General features: G+C 68.3%; 7 protein-coding genes. 3 read left to right on the forward strand and 4 right to left on the reverse strand.

Annotated elements, in window-relative coordinates:
* Nucleotides 1-599: helix-turn-helix domain-containing protein (locus tag AB7O82_RS36450; protein WP_428621723.1), on the reverse strand; the 599-nt coding region annotated here is incomplete at its 3' end.
* Nucleotides 600-716: 117 nt separating this feature from the next.
* On the opposite strand from AB7O82_RS36450, the gene AB7O82_RS36455 reads away from it, so the two are divergent.
* A complete protein-coding gene (locus tag AB7O82_RS36455) occupies nt 717-1,631 on the forward strand; it encodes a DMT family transporter (protein WP_428538359.1) in 915 nt (304 codons plus the stop codon).
* On the opposite strand, the gene purH is transcribed toward AB7O82_RS36455, so the two are convergent.
* Entirely contained in the window at nt 1,603-3,216 is a 1,614-nt protein-coding gene (gene purH, locus AB7O82_RS36460; RefSeq protein WP_428621725.1) for a bifunctional phosphoribosylaminoimidazolecarboxamide formyltransferase/IMP cyclohydrolase, read from the reverse strand. The genes AB7O82_RS36455 and purH overlap by 29 nt on opposite strands.
* An 85-nt stretch (nt 3,217-3,301) precedes the next feature.
* On the opposite strand from purH, the gene AB7O82_RS36465 reads away from it, so the two are divergent.
* Nucleotides 3,302-3,556 carry a type II toxin-antitoxin system VapB family antitoxin gene (locus AB7O82_RS36465; RefSeq protein ID WP_428538353.1) on the forward strand — a complete coding sequence of 85 codons (255 nt, stop codon included), beginning with the start codon at nt 3,302-3,304 and terminating at the stop codon, nt 3,554-3,556.
* Nucleotides 3,553-3,945 carry a type II toxin-antitoxin system VapC family toxin gene (locus AB7O82_RS36470; protein ID WP_428538350.1) on the forward strand — a complete coding sequence of 131 codons (393 nt, stop codon included), beginning with the start codon at nt 3,553-3,555 and terminating at the stop codon, nt 3,943-3,945. The genes AB7O82_RS36465 and AB7O82_RS36470 overlap by 4 nt, the downstream gene beginning before the upstream one ends.
* A 3-nt stretch (nt 3,946-3,948) precedes the next feature.
* On the opposite strand, the gene AB7O82_RS36475 is transcribed toward AB7O82_RS36470, so the two are convergent.
* A complete protein-coding gene (locus tag AB7O82_RS36475; RefSeq protein WP_428538347.1) occupies nt 3,949-5,175 on the reverse strand; it encodes a threonine ammonia-lyase in 1,227 nt (408 codons plus the stop codon).
* 100 nt (nt 5,176-5,275) lie between these two features.
* Nucleotides 5,276-6,152, reverse strand: an 877-nt coding sequence (locus tag AB7O82_RS36480; RefSeq protein WP_428621726.1) for an NAD(P)/FAD-dependent oxidoreductase, incomplete at its 5' end; no start/stop codon positions are given.

The raw sequence follows: 6,152 nt of genomic DNA on the forward strand, positions 1-6,152 counted from the left end.
TGCAGCGCCGCCCGCACGCCGTCGTAGGACAGGAGGCGGGCCAGCAGCGCGGTCGTCTCGGGCCGTCCGTCGGCGGCGGCATCGGCTTCGACACTGCGCACGAAGTAGCGCACCACATCAGCCCAGTTGACGAGGAAGGGGCGCAAGACGTCGGGCGCCACCAGCGCATCGGCAAGGTTGACTCTGGCGTCGGATGCCAAGGGTCCGACCAGGAACTCGACGAGGCGGACGGCGCCCTTGTTGGCCTTGAGCAGGTTCCATTGGCGATCGACGGCGACGCCGGGAAACGGCTCCTGCTGGGCGAGCATGTGCCCCACCGCGTCATTCACCTGCGCGAGCTCCGGTGCGGCGAGATCGGTCTCCCGCCACACCGGCGCGAAGCCCGCCGCCAGCAGCAGCGCATTGTGCTGGCGCAGCGGCACGTCGAGCGCGGTCGCGAGTCTCACCACCATGTCGCGGCTCGGCGCCGCGCGGCCCAGCTCGAGGAAGCTCAGATGCCGCTGCGAGATGTTGGCGCGCCCGGCGAGATCGAGCTGCGAGCGCCCGCGCCGCTGGCGCCACGCCCGCAACTCTGCCGCGAAGCCTTGCCTCTTCTCCATGACTACCTGCCAAGTAGTTGAATTCACTTCGACATTTGCCACCATCGCACATCGCGCGGCGACGTGACAGGGAGCGATTTGCGAAGGCCGCAGCGATGCGGGCTGATGGAGGGTTCGGTGAACGAGTGGCTGGGCGTGGCGATCGCGATCGTGTCGAGCTCCCTCGGCGGCACGGCGGCGGCGGTGACCCGCTATCTCGTGGGCAGCGCCGATCCGCTGACGCTCGCCCTGCTGCGTTGGGGCATCGGTGTCCTCTGTGTGCTGCCGGTGGCGCTGCTGATGCGGGCTCGCTGGCCGGGTCGACGGGACTGGTCGAGCGTCGTCGGCCTCGGCTTCCTGTTCTATGGCCTGTTCACCATCCTCTACAACCTCGCGATCGGCTACACGACGGCGGCGCGCGCCAGCCTCGCGCTGTGCACCCTGCCCCTGCAGACCATGGTGGTGGGCGCCGTGCTCGGCGTCGAGGCACTGACCCTGCGCAAGACCGCCGGGGTCTGTATCGCCGTGCTGGGCGTCGTCGCGGCGCTTGCCCTGGATCTCGGCGCGGCACCGGCCGGCGCGTGGAAGGGCGAGCTGATCATGGCCAGCGCCGTCGTCTGCATGGCGCTCTACAACGTCCTGTCGCGGCCGCTGATCCAGCGTTCCAGCGCGCTGGGGTTCCTGGCCGTCGGCATGGGCGCCGGCGCCGTGGCGTTGCTGATCGTCACGCTTGTCACCGGCCGTCTCGCGGTCCTGGCGACCTTCGGCCCGGGCCAGTGGATCGCCGGCGTCTATCTCGGCGTCACCGGCGGGGCGCTGGCCTTCATCCTTTGGGTCATGGCGCTCGAACGCGCCTCGCCAACGCGTGTCGCCAACACCATGACGGTCAATCCCATCGCCGCGGCGCTGCTCGCAAGCGTGGTGGTGGGCGAGCCCGTCACGCTCAACCTGGTTATCGGCCTTGTCGCCGTCTTCGCCGGCATCTGGATCGCCACCAGCCAGCCGGCGCCGGCGGAAGGGCGGTCTAGTGCCGGAAGTGCCGCATCCCGGTGAACACCATGGCCAGCCCCTTCTCGTCGGCCGCGTCGATCACTTCCTGATCGCGCAACGAGCCGCCAGGCTGGATGATCGCCGTGGCGCCCGCCTCGGCAGCGGCGAGCAGGCCGTCGGCGAATGGGAAGAAGGCGTCGGACGCCGCTACGCTGCCGATCGCCGGGCTTTCCTCGAGACCGGCCAGCTCGCCCGATTCGGCGGCGCGGATGGCCGCGATACGTGAGGAATCGCGACGGTTCATCTGGCCGGCGCCGACACCCACGGTGGCGCCGTCCTTGGCGTAGACGATGGCGTTCGATTTCACGTGCTTGCACACCGTGAAAGCGAACAGCAGGTCGTCGATCTCCTTCGGCGTCGGGGCGCGCTTGGTGACCACCTTGAGCGCGCTCCCGGGCACATGGCCGTTGTCGCGGCTCTGCAGCAGATAGCCGCCGGCGACGCTCTTCAGGGTCATGCCGGCACTCGCCGGATCGGGCAGGCTGCCGGCCAGCAGCACGCGCACGGCCTTGCGGCGGGCCAGCACGGCCAGCGCTTCCGGGGTGGCGTCCGGCGCGATGATGACCTCGAGGAAGCGCTTCGCCAGGTCCTCGGCGGTGCGCACCTCGAGCGTCGTGTTGAGGGCGACGATGCCGCCATAGATCGACACCGGGTCGCAGGCATACGCCTTCAGGTAGGCGGCGTACTGGTCGGCGCCGATCGCCACGCCGCACGGGTTGGCGTGCTTCACCACGACGACGGCGGGCTCCTTGAACTCGGCGACGCATTCGTAGGCCGCCTCGGTGTCGCCGATGTTGTTGTAGGAAAGCTCCTTGCCCTGGACCATGCGCGCCGTGGCGATGCCCGGGCGCCGGCTGCCGTCGGAATAGAACGCCGCCTGCTGATGCGGGTTCTCGCCGTAGCGCAGAACCTGCACGCGCTCGGCCGCGAGGGTGAGCCGCTCGGGGAAGGTCTCGCCTTGCTGGCGGGCGAACCACGCGGCGATCGCCGCGTCGTAGGCCGCCGTGCGCGCGTAGGCCTTGGCCGCGAGCGCGCGGCGCAGCGCTAGCGTCGTGGCCCCTTGGTTGGCCTCGAGCTCGGCGATCACCCGGGTGTAGTCGGCAGGGTCGACGACGATGGTCACGAAATCATGGTTCTTGGCCGAGGCGCGGATGAGGGCCGGCCCGCCGATGTCGATGTTCTCCACGCAGGTCGGAAAATCGGCGCCGCGCGCCACCGTGGCCTCGAACGGATAGAGATTGCTCACCACCAAGTCGATGCCGGCGATCTTGTGATCGGTCATCGCCTTGCAGTGAGCGGCATCGGTACGGCGGGCCAGGATGCCGCCGTGAATCGACGGCTGCAGGGTCTTGACCCGCCCATCCATGATCTCGGGAAAGCCGGTGTGGTCGCTCACCTCGACGACGGCGATCCCGGCGTCGCGCAGCGCCTTGGCCGATCCGCCGGTCGACAGGATTTCTATCCCGTGCCGGGCCAGCACCTTGCCCAGCTCGATCAGGCCTTCCTTGTCGGAAACGGAAACCAGCGCCCTCTCGATGCGGGCGAGGTCAGGCGTGGGCGAGGGAATGTAGTGCGGGGCGGCGGACATGGCGCGGTCTATACTCCGCAGCGCCGAACGTTGTAAGCGCCCGATTTCTAGACTATCCGGGATTTTCTAGATTGGGATGTTGGGCATGGGTATCAGCATCAAGAGTGCAGAAGCGGAGCGCAAGCTGAGAAGGGTATCCCGACTGCTCGGCAAGAGCATGACGGCTACGGTGCTTGAGCTCGCCGACGCGAAGCTGAAGGAAATCGACGTCCAGAAAGACCGCGAGCGGCGGCTGCGCAAGATCGACGAGATCGTGCGTCACGCGAAGACGTTGCCTATTCTGTCCACGGCCAGCGAGGACGAGATTCTCGGCTACAATGAAAATGGAACGTTCGATTGATCGTCGTCGACAGTTCGGCGCTCTTGGCGATCTATTTCGACGAGCCTGAGAAAGCCTCGCTTGCAGCCGACGTCGTCGGCTCGACTCGTCCACGGATGGGTACGCCGGATCTCTTTGAGGCGTCGATGGTGATCGAGGCCCGCCAGGGGGAGGCGGGGTCTCGAGATCTGGACAGGGTCTTGGCGAACCTGGAGCTGGAAATCCTGGCTTTCGAGGCAGGCCATGTTGCTGCCGCCCGACAGGCGTTCCGGCGCTTTGGCAAAGGCCGGCACCGCGCCGCGTTGAACTTTGGCGACTGTTGCGCCCATGCGCTCGCCGAGACGCTCGATATGCCGCTGCTTTTCAAGGGCAACGATTTCTCCCTGACCGACATCAAGCGCGTGCGATAACCCTCACCCCTCTGCATCCGGCAAAACGCGCACCCTGAAACCCTCGCTCTCCAGGGCCGCCACCAGCTCGCGCACATGTGGGCGGTCACGGGTCTCGACGGTGACGTCGAGCTCGGTCGACTTGGCGGCGACGCCGCCGAACAGGCGCTGGTGCTGGACGTCGACGATGTTGCCCCCGGCCTTGCCGATCAGGCCGGCGACGCGGGCCAGTTGGCCGGGCAGGTCGCTGATGGTGAGGCGCAGGCGCACGATGCGGCCGTCGCGCACCAGGCCGCGCAGCAGGATCGAGGCGAGCAGGCGGGTGTCGATGTTGCCGCCGCTCACCAGCAGCCCGACCTTGCGGCCGGCGAAGACCTGCGGATGGGCAAGCAGGGCCGCCAGGCCGGCGGCGCCGGCGCCCTCGGCCACCGTCTTCTCGATCTCGAGAAGGAGCGCGATGGCGCGCTCGATCGTCACCTCGTCGACCGCCAGCACGCGATCGAGCAGGGCACGGGCGATGGCGAGCGGCACCCGGCCGATGTCACGCACGGCGATGCCTTCGGCGATCGTGTCGCCGCCCACCGTCACCGGCTCGCCGGCGAGCAGCTGGCGCATGGCGGCGTAGCCCGCCGCCTCGACGCCGATCACGCGGATGTCGGGCTTTAGGCCGCGCGCCGCGACGGCGCAGCCGGAGATCAGGCCGCCGCCGCCGACCGGCACCACCAGCGTGTCGATCTCGGGCGCATCCTGCAGCATCTCGAGCGCGGCGGTGCCCTGGCCGGCGATGATGCGCGGATCGTCGTAAGGATGCACGAACACCAGGTGCTCGGCCGCCGCCAGGCGGTGCGCCTCGGCACCCGCTTCCGCGAGCGTGTCGCCGTGCAGGACGATGCGCGCGCCGTAATCGCGCGTGTGCTTCACCTTCACGTTGGGCGTGAACGAGGGCATGACGATGGTGGCCGGGATTCCGAGACGGCCGGCATGGTAGGCGACGCCCTGCGCATGGTTGCCGGCCGACATGGCGATGACGCCGCGCTTGCGCTTGTCCGGCGTCAGCTGCAGCAGCGTGTTGAGCGCTCCGCGCTCCTTGAACGAGGCGGTGTACTGCAGGTTCTCGAACTTGACCCAGACGTCGGCGCCGACGATACGCGACAGCGTATCGCTCTTCAGGCAGGGCGTGCGCACCACCGCGCCGGCAATCCGCTTGGCGGCCTCCTGGACATCGGCCAGGCTGACGGGAAGTTCATTCATGGTTCGAGCTGCCCAGTTCGAGCCGCCCGGTTCGAGCCGCCCAGTTCAAGTCACCCAGTTCAAGTCACTCAGTTCAAGTCACCAGTTCGAGCCGCCCAGCTCAAGCCGCCAGCCGGCGATCGAGCCAGTCGCGCGTGCGATACCAGGCGCCGATCACCGGCAGGAACCAAGGCTCGCCGTTGTAAAGCGCGTGCTCAGGGAAGTCGCGGCCGTCCAGCGGATTGACCGGCTCGTTGCGCCCGCCGACGATCTTCCTGGCGGTCTGGGTGCCGAGATAGGTCATCATGGCGACGCCATTGCCGTTGCACGCCAGCAGGTAGTGGATGCCCTGGTCGGTGCCCATGTGGGGCATGAAGTCGAGGGCGAAGGCGACGTTGCCGGTCCAGGCGTGGGTGATGCGGATGCCGTCGAGCTGCGGGAAGCGGTCGACCATGTAGCGGTAGAGCGCCGGCGCGCTCACTTCCGGCGGCGCCGCGGTGAAGCGCGCGCGGCCGCCGAAGATCAGATACTTCCCGTCGGGCGATGGCCGGTAGTAGGTCAGCACGCGCTTGGTGTCGCCGATGGCGCGCAGCTCGGGGATCAGCAGCGTCCGGGCATTCTCCGGCAGTTCCTCGGTGGCGATGATATGGCTCGCCACCGGCACCACCCGCCGCTTCAGGCGTGGCGTCAGGTCCCCGGTATAGCCGTTGGTCGCCACCACGACCTCGCGCGCCTCGATCGGGCCCTTGGCTGTCAGCACGCGCCAGCCGGCCGGCGTCTTTTCGAGTCGCTCGGCCTCGACGTTGGCGCACAGGATGGCGCCAGCGTGGTGCGCGGCCTCGATCAGGCCCTTATAGTAGAGCGCCGGATGGAGATGGCCGGCGCGGCTCGCATACATGCCGCCGAAATAATAGTCCGAGGCGATCATTTCGCGCTGGCGCTCGCGCGGCACCATGTGGCTGCCGGCATTGGCATAGGTGTTGTAGGTCTCGACCTTG

Source organism: Reyranella sp. (assembly GCF_050185545.1).
Lineage (GTDB): Bacteria > Pseudomonadota > Alphaproteobacteria > Reyranellales > Reyranellaceae > Reyranella.